The organism is Pokkaliibacter sp. MBI-7 (assembly GCF_029846635.1).
Lineage (GTDB): Bacteria > Pseudomonadota > Gammaproteobacteria > Pseudomonadales > Balneatricaceae > Pokkaliibacter.
In genome coordinates this window covers 1-18,460 of the sequence record NZ_JARVTG010000002.1, presented here as the reverse complement: position 1 = coordinate 18,460, position 18,460 = coordinate 1, and the positions used below count along the sequence as shown (strand labels likewise).

Here is an 18,460-nt window from a genome sequence, read left to right as displayed (position 1 = left end):
CCGCTTTGTAGAGTTACTGATGACCTCTTCCCCTAAGGATCAGCCTGAATAACCGGCGCTCACCTCAGTTGAGCCAACCGCAGAACGTCATCAAAACGACATGACCCTGTAATGAACCGGAACTGGTGGACGTTCTTGTTTACTTAATTAGCAATCGTTTCGATGACTGGTGTAGTCCAGTTTAGTCAGTGCTTTCTTCACGATGTCCAAGGAGGGTCATGGTGTCTTTGTCTTCTGCTTTCGTCTTTCCTTCTGCCGCTGTTCAGGCTGGTGATCCCTCTCCTTCTCTGTCTGCCTGGATGCGTTCGGCGCTGTCGCTGGACGGTGCCGGGTCAATGTCGTCTGCAGCGTCACCGGAGGGGGCGGGGATTCTGCGTCTCTCCCCTACTCTCAGTCAGCTAACACAATGGCTGCGTCAGGCTCAGCAACGGCTGATCCGGCACCGTGCAGCACTGGAACCTGGGGTGCCGGAGGTGTTGTATGTGGCCACGTCGCTGGATGCAGAAACGCTGGGGACCGGCTTTGCGTTGATGGGGGACTGGGAGATGGCTCGCTGTTACTGGCAACGGGCCTGTCAGTATGGTTTACAGCCGCTGCGCATGGCTCAGGAAAGGCCGGATGATGACCCGGTGCTCATACAGGGGACGACGGCCTGTGATGTCCTTCGTCTGGTGGTATGCGCGCTGGCTGCGGGTGATCGTGATCTGCAGGAGGAGATCCTGCAGCAGTACCCGACCTGCCCCCTTCGCCTCACGCGCCAGGTACTGGTGCTGGATGGTATGGCTGACAGTATTCTGCAGGCCATGGCTGCCTGTTTGGCGGGCTATGCGGACATAGCCCGGCAGGTACTGCAGCTTGGCATGGGGCAACTGCCGGAGGATCCTGCCCTGTCCGGCTGTTATCAGGGGCTGGTGAACATGGCCTGGGCGCTGCTGGGGATACTGAACCAGGATCAGGACACCTTTAATGCCGGTCTGATGGGACAGTTGGCTGTGCATTATCAATGGGCGCTGTGCAGTGGCCGTGAGATGGAGGAGACCTATATCTGTTTATCAGCCGTGGCCATGGTCAATCTGGGGCTACAGTGCGGCCTTGAGCAGCAGGTGTTTGATCTGTTGATTCCACAGGGATTGATCTGTCAGACCGGGTGAGTGGCCCCGGTGGTGAGGCTCAACACTGCTGGCACAGTTGTTCTTTGGGCAGCAGCTCCAGTTCGGTAATACGCAGGTAGGTTCTGATCAGTTGGGCTATGGCCACCCCGTGCAGCACTAAGGCGATACTGCCTTCATTCCAGAAGCTAGTGAGGTTAACGCCGTCTGTATCGAAGAGTATCCCTCTGGCCAGTATCACCAGGGCCACTAGCAACCATCCGCTGGCCCAGTAAATTCCCCGTGTGAAGTGTTGTCTGCTTCAGTGCCTCCAGGCAGTCCTGGTAGGTGGTGTAGTCCTGTGCGTCCTGTTGCAGTGGGCTGGCAGGGTGTGCGGTGTTCGGTGACATGGGTCCGTCCGGTGGTGAATGCGTAACGTATGTAACTGCTGAGTATCACATTGTTGCAGTGCAGTTCCCGCCACCCTCTTCCCCTTTGGTCGCAGGGGTGATGATGGCCACGGCGCGTGTAAACCCTCTTCGGGGCGGTGAGGGTTGTTTGCTGTGGCAGCGCATGGGCTTTGGCAGGATGGCGGAATACCGTCTGTGACAGGGTGAAGGAGAATAGTGCATGACCTCGATGAGGGAGACAGCGGAAGCGCCGGTGGTGGCTGCGGTGGCCGCGATTGAGTATGCGTTGCAGCTGGGGTCAGGGGATGACGGACTGGCGTTTCTGCGCTGCTGGTCGGAGGGAGAGTTTGATGTCATCCGGGCCGAGTGGCCAGAGGCGCCCGAAGAAGTGTTTGGTGCTGATCCGTTGTACAAGGCTGGCTGAATCAGTGGCAGGCCAGCCTGGCTGTGGCAGTTCGTGATAGTGGAAGGGCTGAGGCAGTTTTTGTGTGGAAATGACTGGGAGCGGTCTGAGAGGCTGAGCAGTCAGTCGATGGTTGAGTCGAGGCAGAAGGTGCGGGCCAGGCGACTCAGGTATTGCCTGTTGCGGTGGGCGTAGCACTCGGGGCGCCGGATGGCGATATGGCGCGGTGCCTCTATGCCTATCCATACCTGCTGCTGCGATTCAGGTGTCTTTGACATCGTAGACCAGCAGGATGATCTGCTGGCCATCGGGCTGGGTGAGGACGATGCGCTCACCGCGATTCCGGTTAAGGATCAGGTGGCCGTGCCACTGAGCCTTGAGCAGCGTCTGCTGAAGTACGGGCGCTGCTTGACTGGTGATCAGGTAGCGGATAAGGCCGAAGGCCATCCGGGCCCTGTAGGGTATGAGGAAGCGCGGGACATGGGTTCCATCCTGAGTCAGTAGATTGCCAGCCTGCCACCTGCTGTTTCGCCTGTTTCCAGCTAGGTCGCAGGACTGGCTTGGGTATTGTTGAAAGGTTGCCCTGCCCTGTCAATGCGGTGGAGGGCATGTTGAAACGGTCTGGAATGAATCCGGGCCATGAACCGAATAAGGAGAGAACTGTGAACAAGCGCCCCGGTGGACCCGGTGTGGTGGTGCCGTTGTTTGGTGAGCGCACGTCGCCACCGCTGCAAGTGAGGTGGCTCGGTGATTCGGTCACTCAGTCAACAGGCCGGTGCCGGATTATCGGCATGAAGTATCCTTGTTCGGTACTGGATGTGGCAGCGGGTGTGGTGCATGTCACCGTGCTGGCCACGTCGGAAACAGTGGCGCTTGAGGAGGCCTATCAGGCGGCCAAGCGACGTGGCTGCCGCAACATTATCGATATGGCCATAGGGCACATGACCGAGCAGGAAATGGCCAACCGGCCTCAGTAACGCGGTCTCAGTACAGCGTCAGTAGTAAGGTACAGGGGGATGTCAGTGGCAAGCACTGACAGCGACAGTCGGCTGTGGCAGGTCAACTGGTGTATTCAATGACAATCAATAAGGAGTGCAGCGTGGGGATAACCGCCAGGGTAAAGGCAGGTGTGGGTGTGATGGTATTGGCATCGGTGGGTTGTTAGCCGGCTGCGATCTGTATACCAAGGACGGCAGCTGCGTTACTTGTTCAATCAAGGATCCGTTTGGGATTGTGTCCGTCAGCTCAGGGACCACCACGGATAACAGTGGTCCGCGCAGCATCGGCCTGGGCGCCCCGAACAACGCTCCCTATTCCGAAGGGCGCCATGTCGTGAGTATGGCCGTGAATCAGGATGTGGATCTGGTGTTTATTCGGATGAAACGGGAGTTTGGTTTTCAGTCCCCGGAAGAGCTGAGAGCTGCCCGTGGCGACCTGGCTTCCCGCATGAGAATGCAGGACGCTGGATGGCGTTATGAGGCCACACCGGGTGTGACCTATCACATGCGCAGTGATGCGACCGTGAGCGGTCAGGATATTGTGCTGGATATGGTGATCGACAAGCTGGGCTCAGGCAAAGCGGCCCTGACCATGACGTATCGTAATCCTGCCGGTGCCAATGTCAGTCAGCTGGAGTCGGCACTGAAAGCCCGTGTCAAAAAGGCGCTGGGCTAAGTGTAAAGGCCTGGATCCCTGATCGGCCTATCTGATCTCACTGCCAGGTTGATCCTGGCAGTGTTGTTTTGGGCACGCAAACGGTAAGGCGGCTGTCCCTTGTGCCAGTTCAATGACGCCCACTGGGGTGGTATCTATATCGATTCAGGCGCATTGTGTTCAATGATCACTTTCTGGCCATAACAAAAACAATCGAGAAGGAGTTCGCTATGCCATCGGCTATTGCTCAACCACTATCCGTGTCCCTCGATATGGATGACCTGACGACTGATGCCGCTGAACCCAACCCCACCGATGTCGTCATGGACCTGTACCGTGAGTGTGAGGGAGCACTGTCGGTGCTGAGAGACCGTGCACTGACGCTCCAGCGTATCTATGACGGTGAAATGCTACTGAGTGATGAGGTGATGCAGAGCGCGCGGGAGGCCTGCATGGTCATTCGACAGATGGAGGCCAAGGCCCGACGCAAGGCGGTGGCCATCGCCGGTCAGGTGCGGGAGGGGGCCTGTGAAGATGATAAGCGCTGGATGGCATACCAGATGGCGGTGCTGAAGGAGGCCAACCAGCTGACCACCGAGGTACAAAAACAGATGAAAGAGATTCTGTACTGGGCCGAGCCGGTACTGATCGATTCCCAACCGTGATCCTGGATCACCCGTTACAAGGACGTCCCCCGTTATGCAGCACGATATGAAGCGCGCCAGTCTGTTCGTCATGGTACCGATGATGTTACTGGCATGGATCAGTGCAGACAGTTATGTCGATTACCGTCGGGGTCAGGAGGTGGCCGAGTTCTACGGCGAAGGCCACTACAGCCTGCTGATAGCACCGATTCCGGTAGGCAATATGATGGGGGTGAAGGTCGTCCCGGATCTGGAGGGGCGCTGTGAGCCCCATCCTCCGGTGGATATGATCCCCTTCAAGCAGGAAGGGGATTCAGTGACCGTGCTCTGTGGACAGTGGCCACACTCACACCAGCTGCAGCTGGGATATGTGCCGAAGGAGTTGATCCTGCATGGTCTGTAGAGGGGACGGCCTTTTACGGTAAGCTGTGCCCTGGACGAACCCTGACACGAAACCGATGGACCTCATGATGACTACCCCGCCTTCCCGCCCGAAGTTGAGTCTGAAGCGTAAAGTGGCTGCAGACACGGTGGAGGCTCCCTCCACACCCGCTGTGGCCATACCGAGTACAAATGAACAGCCCCCTGTCAGTACGCCTTTAGCCAGTCCACCCGCAGCGGCGCCGGTGACACCTCCTCCTGCCAGTCAGCCCAAAAAACCGAAAACCTATGCTCAGGCCAGCCTGGAGATCGTGCGTACACACTTCCCCGACTGCCTGCCGGAGCCAGCTCAACCCTTGGGGATCGGTGTGGGTGAGCAGATCCGGACCATCGTGGTGACTGAGGCGATGGGGGTGTCACTGAAACGGGTGCGGGCTGCGCTCAAGGCCTACACCAGCCGCCGGCACTATCTGATCGCGGTCTGGAAAGGAGCACGTCGTATCGGGCTGGACGGTCAGCCGCTGGAGGGAGCTGCTGGCGACATCTCCGAGGAAGGCGCGGCAACTGGCTGCAGCCAGGCTGGTGATCCATTTCGGCTACGATGTCACCACGCGACGCGCCATTGCGCCTGACCAGCTGCCCGGGCGCGTAGCCACAGCGGAAGCCACACTGAAGCACATCAAAGGCGGTGAGGACAACGGGGAGCCGGACGAGGGTGATCAGGCCACGGCACCTGTTGCTGTCACGGAAACCGAATAACGCTTTAGCACACTTAATAGCCGTTATCGGCGGCGGAGTGTGCACACCATGATACGGATGATCAGAATGAAAGCAGGACGCATGATCAGGCAGGCCTACTGGGCAGGTCTGCGCGGTATTGGTTGGATGGGGCTGGGGATCGTGCTGGCCGCCACCTTGGGGCTCAATGTACAGGTCGGTGGTTATCTGCTGCTGTTTGGCCTGCTTAACCTGGTAGCGATCCTTGCAGGCATCGTGCTGAAAGACCGCTGGCAGGACTATCAGGCAGCGCGCCATGCTCCCCGTTCGGTGTATCCCTCCTCTGATGCCGGCTATGGGCATCCTCAGCAACTCCATATCAATATGGCCAGCAGTGATGGTCTGCGTGTATGGCAGGTCTACCCTTCTGTACCGCTGATGAAGCCTCACCTGAATATCTTACGTGATGCCGGATGCCTGCTGACGGACAGTGAGGGGCGCATGGTGGACCACTGTATTGAACTGCAGAATACGGCCAGTCAGCGCCGGCAGCAGTTTCGTGTGGTGAGCTGAGTTGAACGATAGCCCGTATTGGTCATAGTAGATGGTAAGGCAGATATGCCTTACCATGTATCTATACCACTTGGAGGGTCATCCCATGGCTACGCTGACAATTACCGCCAAAGGCCAGGTCACTTTTAATAAAGAAGTGCTCCGCCATTTAGGGCTCAAGCCCGGTGACAAAGTTGAGCTGGAGCTGCTCTCTGAAGGGCGGGCCAATATCAAAGCCCTTCCCCCCAAAAATACGTTTGAATCTCTACAAGGCTTTCTCAAAGGCAAAACCAATGGACGCGTTCTCTCTGTAGAAGAAATGAATGACGTCATCAGAGAGGCTTCTGCCGAAGCAGGGGCCACGCCTGCATGAACATTACCGCTGACACCAATGTTCTGGTGCGTCTTTTGACAGAGGATGATCTACATCAGTCAAGGGTGGCCATACAGACACTTAACCAGGCCAGTTCTGTGGTGATTAGCCTGCACTCATTGTGTGAGCTCGTTTGGGTTCTGGGCAGAGGCTATCAGGTTGCGCGCACCGATATTGCGTCAGTCATCCGTCAATTGATGAATACCGCAAACGTCGTGGTCAATAAATCAGCTGTCGAAGCAGGTCTTCAGCTTTTTGACGCAGGGGGAGATTTTGCCGATGGCATCATTGCTTATGATGGGCGGCTTCAAGGTGGTAATACTTTTGTTTCCTTTGACAAGAAAGCAGTCAATCTGCTGAAGCAACTGGGTCATACCACTCAGCGACTTAAATAATACCTTCTTGCTCCTCCCCTCCTTAAAAACACAAAGCCGGGACATCTGACGATGATCCCGGCTTTGCGCTGCTCTCCTGATAAGCAGAGCTCCACTATAGTGAGGCGATGCGCAAGGTTCCACCCTGTCAGTTGAAATGCCGATCATAGTCCATGGCCTGGTGCAGAACACGCACAATAGCAACACCGTATGGGGTCGATTTATAGAAAACGATATGCGATCCCGTATGGTAAGCCTTGAGCCCCGGACGAATGTAATCACGGTTGCGTCCCAAGGCAGGGTTACTGGCAATGACCATCAATCCCTGATGGAGTGTTCTGATATACGCTTCGGCCTGTTGTGCCCCCCATTCCTGCTGGGTGTACTGATAGATGCGAGTCAGATCCTCTTCGGCCTTGGGATATACCTTGAATGTCTTATCCGTCATGGCGATGGCTTTCTCATCTTCTGCAGAAAAGTGTCAACGTCCCATGGCATCGGACTCCCACTGGCTTCACCTTCATCAATAAGGCGCCGCAATTGTTCCAGGTTAGAGGCTGCCGTTTGCTCCTGCAGTAGTCGTAATCCTGCTCTGACCACTTCGCTCTGGGTGTTATAGCTGCCTGTCTGGATCAGCGAGTCAATAAACTCGCCGAGCTCCGGGCTGGGTTGGAAAGTAATAGTGCGAGACATCACGCCGCCTCCTGTAAGAAATATACTTACAATAGGTGGGTGTACGGGGACTGTCCACCACCTGGCGCAGCCTGAGCTAACCCTCTGACACCCAGCAAGAGTTAACTGCGGATTTTTTACCTTTTCTTCTCGAAGCTGTCGGCTGAGTTTCAGTCTTCAAGGGGTCAGGTATGTTTCCCATCCATCTTCGCAAAACAGCAGCATGGGCCGGTGGTGTGCTGGCCATCGTCAGTGCAGCGGTTTGGGCCGCTGCGCCCTCACCATCTGCTCCCCCCTCCATTGAGGTTTTTCACCGTCCATGCACAGCCCGTCACGGTGCCGCCGACACTCATGGCACAGACTCGCGTGGCTTATCTGGACGAACCCGCGCGGCTGGAACAGTCGTTTTCCGCGAACCTGCCGCAGCCCCCTGAACAGGCCGCTGCAGTGGTGCAGCAGCGATTAGCAGGCCCTGCCGGCCAGCAATTCCAGCAGCAGCTGCAGGCAGCGTATGCCGGTGTCGTGCGCGCCCATGAACTGAAGGTGCTGAAAGTGCCTGCCGTGGTGGTGGGTGGGCGTTATGTCGTCTATGGCCAGACGATGTGGCTGCCGCAGTAGCTCAGATCCAGCAGCGCACCGGGGGTGGCCAATGACGGTGCCCGATACCTTGCCCGTGGTGGCCTCTTCCCCCCGCGCCATCCCGGTACCGCTGTCATGGAAAAAGCGGCTGCGCAGCATGGCGATGTCGTTCTGCCTAGTGACCACACCGACTTTTGCCATTACCACTGCCACCATCACCCAGTCAGCCATGGCGCCGGATTGTGTGGAGTACCGGGTAGTCGGTGTCTGTTACTGGCTGTTCTGCACCTGGTGGGGCTGCACAGTGCGGACCTCAGTTAAGGTTAGGCACTACGTGCCGGATCTGGTGGTCTCGGCGTACAACAACCCAGGGGATAACCCCTGGTCTGAGATGTCGTTTGTTGGTGTCCCGCTCCCAGGAGCGGAAGGTGGTGGGGATACCCATGGCCGGCATGCCAATGAACACAGCAAGGTGCGCTTCAAGAGTGCAGATGCCATCGGTCATCCGGGCGGCTATATCGCCTCTAATCTGGCCTCTCAGTCAGGCTATGCCTGTTCAACCAGTGCCACTCCTGTTTACCCCTACTTCGTCTCCACCCTGGATACCCTGGCCTGGCGTTGGGGTGTGCCTGAGTCTGTTTACCCTGAAGCGCTGATCCCCGGACAGCGTGAAGTCGGCCAGACGGGCGATATGTGGGGCAGCGTCTATCCGCGTGCCGGCGCATTGATCCAGACCCACGATTACAAAGCAGGGGCTGTCGTGGCCCAGCGCGTAGGCGATCTGGTCACCCGCTCCGGGCAGATGCACGTCTATACCCCGCTGACGGCCTCCAGTCGCGATGGCTACTGGCCACCCGGCCCGATCACCGAAGGGGATAAGAAAACCCACAAGTGGCAGCAGCTGTCTCCTAAGCTGGAGTACACCTGCGCGATTTTCCCATCTGACACCTACTCCGACCGACTGAGTGAGAACGGCGGCTATGTCTGGTCGCTGTGGCGCCCCTATAGCTGCTGTCAGCGGCGAGGGCAAACCTTCCTGGGTTACACGGATTTCATGTGAGGGAGCAGCAATGAACGTAAGGATAAAGAGGGCTGGTGCAGTGAAGGCAGTAAAAACCGTGACCCTGGCCGTCGGCCTGACGGGTGCAGTGATGGGCAGTGGTTTGGCTGGTGCAGACACCGACTACGGGTTTGATGTGCATGACAAAGTGCTCAATGACTCGGTGTATTACGCCATTGGCGGCGGCAATGTGATTGCAGGCCCAGCAAGCCGGAAGACGCCCAACTCCATTGGCTTGGGGGTCGGCTGGAATGCCAACCTCATGTGCGGCAATTTTGATCTCGGAGCAACGGTACAGAACCAATTGAACGGCGTTACTAACGGCTTCAAGTCGTTGATGAGTAACGTGATTAATGCCGCGACTGGCGCCGTGGCTTCACTGCCGGCCATGATCATTCAGCGCAGCAATCCACAGCTCTATGACCTGCTGCAGAATGGCGTACTGCAAGGCAAACTGTCCTTCGACTCTGCCAAGCTCACCTGCGAGAGCATGGCCTCCGATATGACCGATGTGGTCATGGGGTCTCGATTGGCCCAGCAAGCCAAGGCCGATGCCTACCAGCGGGCAGCAGCCTCCACAACCGATGCCGTACAGGCCAAGGAGCAGGCCGAGAGTAAAGGCGGCGATGAGGGCATTCAGTGGGTAGGCGGTGCCCGTAAAGGTGGTAAGGGCCAGGATCCCATTAAAGTCATCCGTGATACGGCAGTGGCCGGTGCCAACGTATTGACCAACCGTACCGTCACCGACACGGGCACCTTCTCCCATGCGACAGGGAGTGAATCCTGTGCCGGTGGCTCGATGTGTCAGGTCTGGAGCTCTCCTGCCGAACTGGCTGACGACATGGTGAAGGTGCTGGGTGAGAAAACCCTGACCACCTGCACCACCTGCGAACAAGTGGCGGGTAAAGCCGGTACGGGGCTGATTCCGATGGTCGCCGAGGCCCAGGACTCCATTGCCACCACCCTGGCAGGCCTCGCCAGTGGCTCGCTCAAGGTGACCAATGACAACCTGGCCAAAGTGTCCGGGGGCGAACTGTTGCAGGTCTCACGCTCCATCATCGACAGCTTACGGGATGACCCTGAACGCTCCCTGCTGGTACAGCGGTTGTCCGGTGAGTTGGCACTGTCGCGGGTACTGGACAAAGCCATCCTGATGCGCCGTGCCCTCGTCGCCGGTGCCAGTATTCCTGAAGTGCAGAACTCCGATGAGCTACAAACCGCTGTAGATAGCAGCCTGGATCAGCTGGACCGGGAAATCGGCTCCCTCAAACAGGAAATGGAGATCCGCAAAATGCTGGCCGAGAACACCGCACTCACCTCACTGACCCGTACTGCTGACCGTCGTACCAGCAATGAAGGTACCAATGCACGTCCCTTACCTAATACCGCACCCGGTCTGTACCCGAAGGATGAGGAATGATGGATATGAAAACTCTGGCATAACCCTCAGATGTTGCAGCTGGCTCAGCGTGGACTGACATTGACCAGGAAGCTGCTGATCGCAGTGGCCATCCTGGTAGCGTGCATTGCCACCCTGCTGGTACTGGCTCGCTTTAGCATGAACCACACCGAACAACTGGAGCACTTTAGTCAGTGGTGGAGCCGGCTCAGCCCCTGGCTGTATCTGTGGCGTATACCGCTGTATGGGGGCTTCTACTGGATGTGGCGTACCAGCCATCACTACATGGCAGAGCGTCATGGCGCGGCCAAGGTGCGCCGTTTTGGCTGGCGTGCCGTCAGCATAATCGCCGCCGTTGAAGTGATCCGCCTGATTCAGATCGTAGGAGGTGCGGCATGATCATGGCCGTGGACTCGCACCTGGAATACTCCATGGTGCTGCTGGGCTGGTATATCAGCGAAAAAATATGGGCCGTGCTCTCTGACTCCGGGGTGTTTGCGATCCCGTTGATGTTTATGGTCTACAGCAACTTTGCAGAAATGCGTCGTCAGGGTGCCGATGAGGGTAACAAGGGCGCACTGGGGCTGAACAACCTTGAGATCGATCTGTATCAGGCGCTCATCGTGATCCTGATTGCACTGCAGCCCTTCATTAACGTTAATCTCAAGGTCGTCTATCCCCCTAACGCAGACAACCTGCATTCGGCACAATGCTCCATGAGTGATCAGGGCAAACCTGCAGGCGGTGAAAATGCCTGGACGACAGGCTTTGCCAGCGTCAACGGTATGACGCCTCAAGTGCCTTTCTGGTGGTGGAGCTGGCATGTCGTGGCCAAGATGATCACCTACCCCGCGATTGCCTCGATCCCCTGTGAGATCAACCTCCGGCAAGTGAAGTACGAACTGAATCAGGAATATATCTCTGGAGGCCTGGCTGCAGAACTGGGTGACTTTGCGCGGGACTGCTTTGCCGTATCCAAGTCACGCCTGACAAACCTGAAGCGTGCGGACTATTACAAGTTCAACGAAGAGCAGCTGCGTGACGTGGACTGGGTTGGCTCGAACTACTTTCTGACTACGCCGGGCTACTACGACACCCATCATGCCAGTCTGCCTAACCCCAACTTTCCGTATGATGCGGCAAGGGACGTGGCCCTGCCAATACCGGGGCCGGTGGCTATCCCACCTGTAAACAGTGGTGGAGTGATAGCAAAGTCGGTCTGGCCGCGCGCGCGAAAGCGGAGCTGACAGACGATCTGCTGGAACAGCTCTTCGCGATCGGTGTCTCCGATGAAGACTTGCTGCGTACCCTGATGTCCTCCACCACGATGGAGCGGCCAGGGCGTGCCTTCAGAAGCTATGGCTATTCTGAGTCGGAAGGGGGAAGCGTTGTAGGGGCGCCCGTCGCAGCCCTGAAAACCGCCACGGCAGCGGTGGGTATGGGTGTTGCGACTGCCACCGTCATGCCTGCTATGTATCTGGTGCAAACGTCATTGCCCATGGTACAGAGCATGCTGATGATGGCCCTGATCATCTCGATGCCCATCGTCATGGTCATGGGTAGCTATAGCTTTGCCACGCTGATGTCGATCACCCTCGCCTACTGCGCGCTGGTCTTTATGACCTTCTGGTGGGAGCTGGCCCGGTTCGTGGACAACAAACTGGTGGAGATCCTCTACAGCAGCCCCAGTGACGGTTCCCTGTTGGGTTACCTGGCTGATGACTTTGACAACTGGGTCAGTGACTTTGTGACGGTCACCATGTTTCTGGTATGGCCAGCGTTCTTCCTGGCTGCGATGGGTTGGGCTGGATATAAGATGGCATTGATTTCTGATGGTATGGGATCAGGAACTAAGTCGGCAGGGGATGCGGGAAAAGGGGCTGCTCAGTTCTTCCAGCAGATAACTGGAAAAGGAAAATCGAAGGGAGACAAGGGGCAGGCATAAGCAGTTACGAACTACGAACTACGAACTACGAACTACGAACTACGAACTACTATCAGGATGGTACTACTTGGCAGTGCCATTCTGCGTGGTTCTAGTCGATTTTCTGGCTACCACTGTAGTACCCATCACCCTCTGGACCATGACGATAGCCTGTTCTGTGCAGGCTATCATCGCTTTCCTCACTACTGGTGCCCACGGCCATAAATTGAACAAACCCCGCCGTGAGTACCCCCACAGTAATCGCAAACACCCTATAGATCAGTAGCATCAATTGTTTGGCCAGCAGTATCTGGAAACGCCGATCTTTTAGACGTTGCAGAAAGCCGGCCTTGGTGGCTGAGGTGTGGGCGGGCATGGGACTCTCCTTGTACGCCTGTGGTGGGGGTAAGTTGAATACAAAATGTACGGGATGTAAAGTTTCGGCCTTTGCTGATTCCTTTCTTGGGTTTTTCGGGGGCTGTATTGAACAACTTTGCAACATTAGTTGATGCTCTGATCACGTCAGAGATGCATGAAGCCTCCGCAGCATGAGAAGTTACTGCTTGTATGTGATACTCCTGAATACCTGCTCACTCATGCAGGTTTTCCTGCCTTACCTGTGGCAGTCAAAAGCAGCATTATAAGCAAGATATGCTTTGATCATGGTATCCCCACACGTATGATCCAGCAGCTTCCAACCATTATACAAAACGCTCCAATGGCCCTATTCAAACCTGCCAAGCAGACATTGATCGATAGCGTTGTCGTTGTGACTTTTGAGATAAAAAGCGGCGCTCCTGTCATCATCCCTATCAGGCAAAACCAGCAGGTTGGTCGTAATCAGTATTACAACTTAGTCACGTCAATGTATGGCAAAGAGGGTCCTGATCCAGTCCAGAAATGGGAAGCAGAAGGTCTTCTGATTTGGAAGAGCCAACCATAGGCACACAGGGCAGCTTTTATCTTTGAGTGCTTTGACCAAATTTGACCACAAAACAAAACAACGATATATTGTTTGTGTGAAGGTCACTCACACCACGCAATTAGAGCGGAAATGTCATACCTTCCAAGTTTTGAAAAAAGCCCACATAATTGTGGCTTTTTTCATTATTAGGCTACAGAGTGTGTTTGAGCCTCCCCGCTCTTTAAATCCAGATGAGGCCCGCGTAGCACCCCCCATGGTCAGCCTGTAAAGGGCAAGTAGTGGGAAGGTTAGGCAGCGGCTAGCCCTTCAACATTTGATGTTGTCGTAGTACTTGGAGCTTATAGCTCCACCTTTTTTCATTTATGGGTAGTACACCCTATGTCGTTCAAGCGCTCTCAAGCTCCACCTGATAGATCTTGCCCCATGTTGTGATACTCCAACTGCTTTGCCCTGATCCGCATGATCGACTGCCGGGTAGTCCCAAAATTTCGTGCCACCTGAGCGACAGACACTCCTGCCGCCTAAGCGGTCAATGACTTTGACCTGATCTTCGTCACTCAATGCCGGTGGGCGCCCTAGCCTCTTCCCTTCGGCACGCGCTCTTGCCAGACCTGCCTGAGTGCGCTCTATCAGCAAATCTCGCTCAAACTCCGCGACCGCATTCATCACCATCATCGTCATCCGGCCTGCAGGGCTGGTCAGATCCGCACCTCCCAATGCCAGGCAATGAACATGGATACCATCTTCTGCCAGAAGTTCTATGGTGGCCCGAACATCCATGGCATTGCGACCCAGCCTATCCAGCTTGGTCACGATCAATATATCTCCGGGCTCCAGGCGATCCAGCAGTCTGGCAAACTGCGGACGCTCAAGCGCTGCTACACTGCCGCTGATGTGCTCTGTTACGATCCGCCGTTGATTTACAGCAAAGCCCGCCGCAACAACTTCTTGTATCTGGTTATCAGTATGTTGCGTCAGCAGTGCTGACACGGGCATAGACGAAAATGCGGGACATACGTGCACCTACATGTACGAAATCAGTGTTCGTATCATACGGCGTGTACAAAATAGGGAAAGGCTAATTTTAGGACAGGGTGTTTGAGAGGGGTCCGAAAACGATCCTTTTTATACACTTATCTTGCTCGCGAGCTAGAGCTGTATTACATCGAGCTATAAATTCTGATTCTGATATTGGAGAGCGCTCTCACCAAACGGTGCCGAAGAAAAATGAAATGACATGCTCAAGAAAGTGAAAGCTCACGCCTAACCATGAATAGCCTCGAAAGAGACGATATGCCTTCTAATTGGATAGCTCGAAATCGACAACCATGATAAAGGTTTCTTTCATCAGCAGGGCTTTGTTGCATAAATAGATGTCAGCATATAAGACCCCTTACCCCAGATGATCTTATGGTATGCGCACCGTCATCGGTGTCCCGAGCCGCGTAAAGCGATTCAATATTGCCGCCCGCACCTGAAGCTCGGCGACCTGCCGGTCAAAGTCCCTTGCCATCACGCGTTCACCCAGTCGCTTGAAACAGTGCATTTTGGTTTCCACCAGACTACGCCGATGATAACCGCTCCACTTCTTCCAGAGCGTCCGGCCCAGCCGGCGGGTACCCCGCAGAATCTCATTCCTGGCAGAAGCCCCCGGGCGATTTTCCTTCCACGGCTTCGCATTCTGGCGGGTGGGTATCACCGCCTCTGCCTCTCGCCGGGCTATCGCCTCATGACAGCCTCGCGTGTCGTAGGCACCATCTCCGCTGACAGACGCTATCTTCTCCTCCACTGGTATCTGACTCAGCAACCCGGGCAGCATCGGCGCGTCCCCCACCGCATTGTCGGTCACTTCAATAGCCCGGATTTCCAGCGTGTTGTGCGCATCGATGCCCAGATGCACCTTGCGCCATTGGCGGCGGTAGTCCGCACCGTGCTTTTTGGTTTTCCCATTCCCCTTCGCCCAGCATCTTGATACCGGTGCTGTCGATCAAACAGATGCAGTCCGGTCGTGGCTGGGTGGCAAGGAATCACGACCTGCAGCGACTTCTGGCGCCGACAAACGGTGCTGTAGTCGGGGGTTGGCCAATCCAGCCCTGCCAGTTTAAGCAGGCTTCTGTACCATGCCACCGCCTGGCGCAGGGCCAGGTGTAGAGGCATTTAATGGTCAGGCAGAACTGAATGGCGGCATCGCTGAAGGTGGGGCGTACGTCCTCGCTTCCCGCACGCAGAACCGTACCAGTTCATGTCACGGTCGAGCCAGATCATCAGCGATCCACGCGCTTTGAGGCGCGGTCGTTGTAGGACTTCCAATTGATGGTCTTGTACTGAGGTGAGGCCGGTTTATTCATGCCGTCATTCTACAGCATGGGACTCAACATGATTTGTGCAACAAAGCCTTGACGAGGCTTCCCCTGCATTTGACAACGATAGCTTAGGCGGTGGCGGCACTGGCTGGATGAATCAAACCGGCGGCTTTGATGGTCTATCCATTGAGGACCAGGAAGAAGCCCGTCAAGCACACGCAGAATGGCAAGAGGCGCGACCGGAAAATCACACCTTCGACGTTGAGGACTACGTTTCGTATGCCAAGAACGCCAGCAGGAGCGCAACGAAGAGGTTGCCAGTTTTGTTAAAAAAGGTCGCATGGCCTAACTAAGTAAGGATTACTGATTTATGGAGTTTAACTTTCCACCTCAAAACCTGCAGAGGTATATTTGGTTTCTTCGCAGTGATGTTCATTGTGATAGTGGCCTCCTATTTTTTGGGCCAGTGGCCTGCACAAAACCGGGCACGGCCCGAAGATGAAAGCCATTGCCGACAAAATGGAGGTATTCCAAAACAAGCTGGCCGGGCGTGCTTATAAGGACATGACGAGATCGGTTCGAGCGAATCGACAAAATGAGGTATTGGCCGTTTGCCGACGCAAGTAGTTAGAAAGCACACGGGCGGTGATGGGGCTTTGTTGCACAAATCATGTTGAGTCCCATGCTGTAGAATGACGGCATGAATAAACCGGCCTCACCTCAGTACAAGACCATCAATTGGAAGTCCTACAACGCCGCGCTCAAAGCGCGTGGATCGCTGATGATCTGGCTCGACCGTGACATGAACTGGTACGGTTCTGCGTGCGGGAAGCGAGGACGTACGCCCACCTTCAGCGATGCAGCCATTCAGTTCTGCCTGACCATTAAATGCCTCTACAACCTGGCCCTGCGCCAGGCGGTGGGCATGGTACAAAGCCTGCTTAAACTGGCAGGGCTGGATTGGCCAACCCCCGACTACAGCACCGTCTGTCGGCGCCAGAAGTCGCTGCAGGTCGTGATTCCTTGCTGCCCAGCCACGACCGGACTGCATCTGTTGATCGACAGCACCGGTATCAAGATGCTGGGCGAAGGGGAATGGAAAACCAAAAAGCACGGTGCGGACTACCGCCGCCAATGGCGCAAGGTGCATCTGGGCATCGATGCGCACACGCTGGAAATCCGGGCTATTGAGGTGACCGACAATGCGGTGGGGGACGCACCGATGCTGCCCGGGTTGCTGAGTCAGATACCGGTGGAGGAGAAGATAGCGTCTGTCAGTGGAGATGGTGCCTACGACACGCGAGGCTGTCATGAGGCGATAGCCCGGCGAGAGGCAGAGGCGGTGATACCCACCCGCCAGAATGCGAAGCCGTGGAAGGAAAATCGCCCGGGGGCCTCTGCCAGGAATGAGATTCTGCGGGCCACCCGCCGGCTGGGCCGGACGCTCTGGAAGAAGTGGAGCGGTTATCATCGGCGTAGTCTGGTGGAAACCAAAATGCACTGTTTCAAGCGGCTGGGTGAACGCGTGATGGCAAGGGATTTTGACCGGCAGGTCGCCGAGCTTCAGGTGCGGGCGGCAATATTGAATCGCTTTACGCGGCTCGGGACACCGATGACGGTGCGCATACCATAAGATCATCTGGGGTAAGGGGTCTTATATGCTGACATCTATTTATGCAACAAAGCCCGGTGATGGTGTACCGGCCCGCGTTTTCACATACATCAAACCGATTATGGTGAAGCTGTAACTTGTTTCTGGGACATATCTGTTTCAGTGATTTTGCTAAATTAGTAAGTCATGAATAACTTATAGTATGGAAAAGTCAGTTAACCCAGAACCCGATGTTGATTACAAAGGTCGATTTTGCTGCATGAATTGATGGTACCTAGAGACTTGATAGTTTCATTAAAATAAGCCCCATAATAATCAGTACGGGCTGCGATAACTCTCAAAACGTTAACAGGTTCAGCTAGCCACAAAACTCCAACAAGGAATGCACCGACAGAACCAATCCCTGTCCAAATTGTATACGCCGTTCCAAGAGGTATAGAGCGCATAGCAATCGCTAGTAACCAAAAACTTGCCATCATTGCAAAAATAGTTATGAGCGATGGAATAAGTCGAGTGAAACCGTAAGATTGCTTCATTGTGTAAGCCCAGACAATTTCAAGTAATCCAGCAATGAGAAGATAGAACCAAGGCATAGCCCCTCCAAGTAATAACAGGGCTAGGTCGTCCCAGCAGATCACTCCCAAAACGGGGGAAGTCGTCTTCCAATACAGGTATGTTAAGAACTACCTAACAATATCACCCGTCAAAATTTTCATTCCAGCAAAACCAAAAAAAGCAGCAAACGTACATTCAAACATGACTTTCGATTTTAGATAGATATTTCTCGCTCTATGGTTAGAGAAAAGAACAGCGTAACCAAGAAAGACACTGGAACTCAACATTCCAACAGACAATATCACTGTCACCAAATCAGAAACCTGCGCAGTTGCAGGAACACCGATGGAGTACAGAGAGGCGAAATACAATATGGCTTTGGGATTAGTCAGGTGAATAAGTAAACCTTTGAAATAAATATTGGTCAGCGTTGTTGAATGACTTTGAACTAATGTCAATGTAGATTTTCCGACGGCAGAACGTAAAGATTTCAACGACAAATAAATCAAATAAGCAGCGCCACAATACCGTATGACTTCAAATATCCAAACATTTGAACTGAGCAGTGCCGCCAAACCAAACGCTGCACTACAAGACCAAAACAGCGAACCAGTGAGCACGCCACAAGCTAGACCTAAGCCGTAAATTCGACCATGACTCATTGATGCACTAGCAATAGCTAATGTCGCAGGCCCAGGACTCGCTATCGCAGCTAATGCTGCCACTAAGATTAGAGGGTAATTAATAGCATCCATTGCAATCATCCTTAACTGTATCTTTGTGAGTTACAAACCAAAAAAAAACCACCCTAACATCATGATAATTCTAAACTATTA

Annotated in this window: 26 protein-coding genes and 3 pseudogenes; 21 read left to right on the top strand and 8 right to left on the bottom strand. The window is 54.9% G+C overall.

Annotated elements, in window-relative coordinates; translation table 11 throughout:
- The first annotated feature begins 218 nt into the window (after positions 1-218).
- Complete coding sequence (locus QCD60_RS19725) at positions 219-1,151, top strand: hypothetical protein (protein ID WP_279781326.1); 933 nt, start codon at positions 219-221, stop codon at positions 1,149-1,151.
- Positions 1,152-1,170: 19 nt separating this feature from the next.
- On the opposite strand, the gene QCD60_RS19720 is transcribed toward QCD60_RS19725, so the two are convergent.
- A complete protein-coding gene (locus QCD60_RS19720; protein WP_279787956.1) occupies positions 1,171-1,359 on the bottom strand; it encodes a hypothetical protein in 189 nt (62 codons plus the stop codon).
- Positions 1,360-1,718: 359 nt separating this feature from the next.
- On the opposite strand from QCD60_RS19720, the gene QCD60_RS19715 reads away from it, so the two are divergent.
- The 10 genes from QCD60_RS19715 (at position 1,719) to QCD60_RS19670 (ending at position 6,616) form a co-directional block, all read left to right on the top strand.
- Positions 1,719-1,922 carry a hypothetical protein gene (locus tag QCD60_RS19715; RefSeq protein WP_279781329.1) on the top strand — a complete coding sequence of 68 codons (204 nt, stop codon included), beginning with the start codon at positions 1,719-1,721 and terminating at the stop codon, positions 1,920-1,922.
- Positions 1,923-2,135: 213 nt separating this feature from the next.
- Positions 2,136-2,405 carry a hypothetical protein gene (locus QCD60_RS19710; protein ID WP_279787955.1) on the top strand — a complete coding sequence of 90 codons (270 nt, stop codon included), beginning with the start codon at positions 2,136-2,138 and terminating at the stop codon, positions 2,403-2,405.
- Positions 2,406-2,563: 158 nt separating this feature from the next.
- A complete protein-coding gene (locus tag QCD60_RS19705) occupies positions 2,564-2,878 on the top strand; it encodes a hypothetical protein (RefSeq protein ID WP_279787954.1) in 315 nt (104 codons plus the stop codon).
- A gap of 256 nt (positions 2,879-3,134) precedes the next feature.
- On the top strand, positions 3,135-3,575 hold the full coding sequence (locus QCD60_RS19700; RefSeq protein ID WP_279787840.1) for a hypothetical protein: 441 nt from the start codon (positions 3,135-3,137) through the stop codon (positions 3,573-3,575).
- Between the two features lie 209 nt (positions 3,576-3,784).
- Complete coding sequence (locus QCD60_RS19695) at positions 3,785-4,219, top strand: hypothetical protein (RefSeq protein ID WP_279781148.1); 435 nt, start codon at positions 3,785-3,787, stop codon at positions 4,217-4,219.
- Between the two features lie 34 nt (positions 4,220-4,253).
- Positions 4,254-4,601 carry a hypothetical protein gene (locus tag QCD60_RS19690; RefSeq protein ID WP_279781150.1) on the top strand — a complete coding sequence of 116 codons (348 nt, stop codon included), beginning with the start codon at positions 4,254-4,256 and terminating at the stop codon, positions 4,599-4,601.
- A 64-nt stretch (positions 4,602-4,665) separates the two neighbouring features.
- Entirely contained in the window at positions 4,666-5,211 is a 546-nt protein-coding gene (locus tag QCD60_RS19685; protein ID WP_279787953.1) for a ProQ/FINO family protein, read from the top strand.
- A gap of 193 nt (positions 5,212-5,404) precedes the next feature.
- Entirely contained in the window at positions 5,405-5,869 is a 465-nt protein-coding gene (locus QCD60_RS19680) for a hypothetical protein (protein ID WP_279781154.1), read from the top strand.
- A gap of 85 nt (positions 5,870-5,954) precedes the next feature.
- Positions 5,955-6,221, top strand: a complete 267-nt coding sequence (locus QCD60_RS19675; RefSeq protein WP_279781157.1) for a transcriptional regulator — start codon at positions 5,955-5,957, stop codon at positions 6,219-6,221.
- Positions 6,218-6,616 (top strand): type II toxin-antitoxin system VapC family toxin, encoded by a 399-nt coding sequence (locus QCD60_RS19670; protein WP_279781158.1) that lies wholly within the window; start codon positions 6,218-6,220, stop codon positions 6,614-6,616. Before QCD60_RS19675 ends, QCD60_RS19670 begins: the two co-directional genes overlap by 4 nt.
- 127 nt (positions 6,617-6,743) lie before the next feature.
- Here the strand turns inward: QCD60_RS19670 and QCD60_RS19665 are convergent, their stop codons facing one another.
- On the bottom strand, positions 6,744-7,043 hold the full coding sequence (locus QCD60_RS19665; RefSeq protein WP_279781160.1) for a type II toxin-antitoxin system RelE/ParE family toxin: 300 nt from the start codon (positions 7,041-7,043) through the stop codon (positions 6,744-6,746).
- Entirely contained in the window at positions 7,040-7,288 is a 249-nt protein-coding gene (locus QCD60_RS19660; protein WP_279781162.1) for a type II toxin-antitoxin system ParD family antitoxin, read from the bottom strand. The genes QCD60_RS19665 and QCD60_RS19660 overlap by 4 nt, the downstream gene beginning before the upstream one ends.
- A gap of 210 nt (positions 7,289-7,498) precedes the next feature.
- On the opposite strand from QCD60_RS19660, the gene QCD60_RS19655 reads away from it, so the two are divergent.
- The 6 genes from QCD60_RS19655 to QCD60_RS19630 all read left to right on the top strand — a co-directional run bounded on the left by QCD60_RS19655 (position 7,499) and on the right by QCD60_RS19630 (position 12,250).
- On the top strand, positions 7,499-7,885 hold the full coding sequence (locus tag QCD60_RS19655) for a TIGR03757 family integrating conjugative element protein (protein ID WP_347950235.1): 387 nt from the start codon (positions 7,499-7,501) through the stop codon (positions 7,883-7,885).
- Between the two features lie 118 nt (positions 7,886-8,003).
- On the top strand, positions 8,004-8,906 hold the full coding sequence (locus QCD60_RS19650; protein ID WP_279787855.1) for a TIGR03756 family integrating conjugative element protein: 903 nt from the start codon (positions 8,004-8,006) through the stop codon (positions 8,904-8,906).
- A gap of 40 nt (positions 8,907-8,946) precedes the next feature.
- Positions 8,947-10,326 (top strand): integrating conjugative element protein, encoded by a 1,380-nt coding sequence (locus QCD60_RS19645; RefSeq protein ID WP_279781166.1) that lies wholly within the window; start codon positions 8,947-8,949, stop codon positions 10,324-10,326.
- Between the two features lie 30 nt (positions 10,327-10,356).
- Positions 10,357-10,704, top strand: a complete 348-nt coding sequence (locus QCD60_RS19640) for a hypothetical protein (RefSeq protein ID WP_279787951.1) — start codon at positions 10,357-10,359, stop codon at positions 10,702-10,704.
- Entirely contained in the window at positions 10,701-11,552 is an 852-nt protein-coding gene (locus QCD60_RS19635; protein WP_279787950.1) for a conjugal transfer protein TraG N-terminal domain-containing protein, read from the top strand. The genes QCD60_RS19640 and QCD60_RS19635 overlap by 4 nt, the downstream gene beginning before the upstream one ends.
- A complete protein-coding gene (locus tag QCD60_RS19630) occupies positions 11,525-12,250 on the top strand; it encodes a conjugal transfer protein TraG N-terminal domain-containing protein (RefSeq protein ID WP_279791035.1) in 726 nt (241 codons plus the stop codon). Before QCD60_RS19635 ends, QCD60_RS19630 begins: the two co-directional genes overlap by 28 nt.
- Before the next feature lie 91 nt (positions 12,251-12,341).
- Here QCD60_RS19630 and QCD60_RS19625 read toward each other — a convergent pair whose 3' ends face one another.
- Complete coding sequence (locus QCD60_RS19625) at positions 12,342-12,605, bottom strand: hypothetical protein (protein WP_279781172.1); 264 nt, start codon at positions 12,603-12,605, stop codon at positions 12,342-12,344.
- Positions 12,606-12,761: 156 nt separating this feature from the next.
- Here QCD60_RS19625 and QCD60_RS19620 point away from each other — a divergent pair, with 156 nt between their 5' ends.
- The gene (locus tag QCD60_RS19620; protein WP_279787949.1) at positions 12,762-13,172 is read left to right on the top strand and encodes a hypothetical protein; all 411 of its coding nucleotides are present in this window, start codon (positions 12,762-12,764) and stop codon (positions 13,170-13,172) included.
- Positions 13,173-13,514: 342 nt separating this feature from the next.
- On the opposite strand, the gene QCD60_RS19615 is transcribed toward QCD60_RS19620, so the two are convergent.
- On the bottom strand, positions 13,515-14,150 hold the full coding sequence (locus QCD60_RS19615) for a recombinase family protein (RefSeq protein ID WP_279787948.1): 636 nt from the start codon (positions 14,148-14,150) through the stop codon (positions 13,515-13,517).
- 412 nt (positions 14,151-14,562) lie between these two features.
- Positions 14,563-15,502 (bottom strand): annotated as a pseudogene (locus tag QCD60_RS19610) (IS5 family transposase).
- A gap of 107 nt (positions 15,503-15,609) precedes the next feature.
- Here QCD60_RS19610 and QCD60_RS19605 point away from each other — a divergent pair.
- From QCD60_RS19605 to QCD60_RS19600, 3 genes and pseudogenes are all read left to right on the top strand, one after another.
- Positions 15,610-15,806 (top strand): annotated as a pseudogene (locus QCD60_RS19605) (conjugal transfer protein TrbL).
- 21 nt (positions 15,807-15,827) lie between these two features.
- A pseudogene (locus tag QCD60_RS30650) lies at positions 15,828-16,088 on the top strand (hypothetical protein).
- A 69-nt stretch (positions 16,089-16,157) separates the two neighbouring features.
- Positions 16,158-17,090 (top strand): IS5 family transposase, encoded by a 933-nt coding sequence (locus tag QCD60_RS19600; RefSeq protein ID WP_279781181.1) that lies wholly within the window; start codon positions 16,158-16,160, stop codon positions 17,088-17,090.
- A gap of 194 nt (positions 17,091-17,284) precedes the next feature.
- Here the strand turns inward: QCD60_RS19600 and QCD60_RS19595 are convergent, their stop codons facing one another.
- Together QCD60_RS19595 and QCD60_RS19590 are read right to left on the bottom strand one after the other, a co-directional pair.
- Positions 17,285-17,662: a multidrug efflux SMR transporter gene (locus QCD60_RS19595; protein WP_347950233.1), complete on the bottom strand. Its 378-nt coding sequence runs from the start codon at positions 17,660-17,662 to the stop codon at positions 17,285-17,287.
- A 90-nt stretch (positions 17,663-17,752) separates the two neighbouring features.
- Positions 17,753-18,379: a LysE family translocator gene (locus QCD60_RS19590; RefSeq protein ID WP_279781185.1), complete on the bottom strand. Its 627-nt coding sequence runs from the start codon at positions 18,377-18,379 to the stop codon at positions 17,753-17,755.
- Between the last annotated feature and the right edge of the window lie 81 nt (positions 18,380-18,460).

What these genes read in the sequence shown, in the direction of transcription:
- QCD60_RS19725 (WP_279781326.1), top strand. Translation starts at nt 219, where the DNA reads ATGGTGTCTTTGTCTTCTGCTTTCGTCTTTCCTTCTGCCGCTGTTCAG.
- QCD60_RS19715 (WP_279781329.1), top strand. Translation starts at nt 1,719, where the DNA reads ATGACCTCGATGAGGGAGACAGCGGAAGCGCCGGTGGTGGCTGCGGTG.
- QCD60_RS19710 (WP_279787955.1), top strand. Translation starts at nt 2,136, where the DNA reads ATGCCTATCCATACCTGCTGCTGCGATTCAGGTGTCTTTGACATCGTA.
- QCD60_RS19695 (WP_279781148.1), top strand. Translation starts at nt 3,785, where the DNA reads ATGCCATCGGCTATTGCTCAACCACTATCCGTGTCCCTCGATATGGAT.
- QCD60_RS19690 (WP_279781150.1), top strand. Translation starts at nt 4,254, where the DNA reads ATGCAGCACGATATGAAGCGCGCCAGTCTGTTCGTCATGGTACCGATG.
- QCD60_RS19685 (WP_279787953.1), top strand. Translation starts at nt 4,666, where the DNA reads ATGATGACTACCCCGCCTTCCCGCCCGAAGTTGAGTCTGAAGCGTAAA.
- QCD60_RS19680 (WP_279781154.1), top strand. Translation starts at nt 5,405, where the DNA reads ATGAAAGCAGGACGCATGATCAGGCAGGCCTACTGGGCAGGTCTGCGC.
- QCD60_RS19675 (WP_279781157.1), top strand. Translation starts at nt 5,955, where the DNA reads ATGGCTACGCTGACAATTACCGCCAAAGGCCAGGTCACTTTTAATAAA.
- QCD60_RS19670 (WP_279781158.1), top strand. Translation starts at nt 6,218, where the DNA reads ATGAACATTACCGCTGACACCAATGTTCTGGTGCGTCTTTTGACAGAG.
- QCD60_RS19665 (WP_279781160.1), bottom strand. Translation starts at nt 7,043, where the DNA reads ATGACGGATAAGACATTCAAGGTATATCCCAAGGCCGAAGAGGATCTG.
- QCD60_RS19660 (WP_279781162.1), bottom strand. Translation starts at nt 7,288, where the DNA reads ATGTCTCGCACTATTACTTTCCAACCCAGCCCGGAGCTCGGCGAGTTT.
- QCD60_RS19650 (WP_279787855.1), top strand. Translation starts at nt 8,004, where the DNA reads ATGGCGATGTCGTTCTGCCTAGTGACCACACCGACTTTTGCCATTACC.
- QCD60_RS19640 (WP_279787951.1), top strand. Translation starts at nt 10,357, where the DNA reads ATGTTGCAGCTGGCTCAGCGTGGACTGACATTGACCAGGAAGCTGCTG.
- QCD60_RS19635 (WP_279787950.1), top strand. Translation starts at nt 10,701, where the DNA reads ATGATCATGGCCGTGGACTCGCACCTGGAATACTCCATGGTGCTGCTG.
- QCD60_RS19625 (WP_279781172.1), bottom strand. Translation starts at nt 12,605, where the DNA reads ATGCCCGCCCACACCTCAGCCACCAAGGCCGGCTTTCTGCAACGTCTA.
- QCD60_RS19620 (WP_279787949.1), top strand. Translation starts at nt 12,762, where the DNA reads ATGAAGCCTCCGCAGCATGAGAAGTTACTGCTTGTATGTGATACTCCT.
- QCD60_RS19615 (WP_279787948.1), bottom strand. Translation starts at nt 14,150, where the DNA reads ATGCCCGTGTCAGCACTGCTGACGCAACATACTGATAACCAGATACAA.
- QCD60_RS19600 (WP_279781181.1), top strand. Translation starts at nt 16,158, where the DNA reads ATGAATAAACCGGCCTCACCTCAGTACAAGACCATCAATTGGAAGTCC.
- QCD60_RS19595 (WP_347950233.1), bottom strand. Translation starts at nt 17,662, where the DNA reads ATGCCTTGGTTCTATCTTCTCATTGCTGGATTACTTGAAATTGTCTGG.
- QCD60_RS19590 (WP_279781185.1), bottom strand. Translation starts at nt 18,379, where the DNA reads ATGGATGCTATTAATTACCCTCTAATCTTAGTGGCAGCATTAGCTGCG.